This is a genomic window from Moorena sp. SIO3I6 (assembly GCF_010672095.1).
In genome coordinates this window covers 1-1,094 of record NZ_JAAHHU010001659.1, presented here as the reverse complement: position 1 = coordinate 1,094, position 1,094 = coordinate 1, and the positions used below count along the sequence as shown (strand labels likewise).

Here is a 1,094-nt window from a genome sequence, read left to right as displayed (position 1 = left end):
GGTCAACAAGCAGGTGAACAAGCAGGTATACAAAAGGTTGTTAAACAGATGAAGGCCGCAGGGTTATCCCTGAAGGATATTGCTCAATATACTGGGTTGAGTATGGATGACATTGATCAGTTGTGAAGCAACCCTATTCCCTATTCCCTGTTCCCTATTCCCTGTTCCCTCTTCCCTCTTCCCGACATACCCATAACTTCTCCTTAGCTCCAGGATTCCTAACAAAGTAATCTTCCAGCAAGTCACAGCCCCGACGCAGCAGCTCACCTAAACTTTCAACCTTCCAAATTCTGGCAGTGTTGTCATTTGAAGCAGTGGCCAGCCTCTGTCCATCCGGGCTGAAGGCTACACTATTTACCGAGTCCTGATGCCGAATGAGCACGGCTAATGGATTGCCCTTTTTGTCCCAAATTCTGGCAGTGCCGTCATCTGAAGCAGTGACAAGCCTCTGTCCATCCGGGCTGAAGGCTACACTTGATATTGCACCCTGATGCCCGGTGAGTACGGCGATTTCATTGCCCTGGTTGTCCCAAATTCTGGCAGTTCTGTCCCATGAAGCCGTGGCCAGGCTCTGTCCATCCGGGCTGAAGGCTACACTTGATACCCTGTCCTGATGCCCTGTGAAGATGGTTAATTGATTGCCCTGGTTGTCCCAAATTCTGGCAGTTCTGTCCCATGAAGCCGTGGCCAGGCTCTGTCCATCCGGGCTGAAGGCTACACTTGATACCCAGGACTGATGCCCTCTGAGCAGGGCTAATGGATTGCCCTGGTTGTCCCAAATTCTGGCGGTTTTGTCAAATGAAGCAGTGGCCAGCCTCTGTCCATCCGGGCTGAAGGCTACACTCCATACAAAGTTTTGATGTCCAGTGAGCACGGCGATTTGATTGCCCTGGTTGTCCCAAATTCTGGCGGTTTTGTCAAATGAAGCAGTGGCCAGCCTCTGTCCATCCGGGCTGAAGGCTACACTCCTTAGGGAGGCATTATGCCCGGTGAGCAGGGCGATTTGATTGCCCTGGTTGTCCCAAATTCTGGCAGTGTTGTCAAATGAAGCAGTGGCCAGCCTCTGTCCATCCGGGCTGAAGGCTACACTCGAT

General features: G+C 51.8%; 1 protein-coding gene. It reads right to left on the bottom strand.

All coding sequences use genetic code 11. From position 1 onward, the window contains the following. Window positions 1-154: 154 nt before the first annotated feature. Window positions 155-1,094: WD40 repeat domain-containing protein (locus F6K49_RS52075; RefSeq protein ID WP_293110889.1), on the bottom strand; the 940-nt coding region annotated here is incomplete at its 5' end.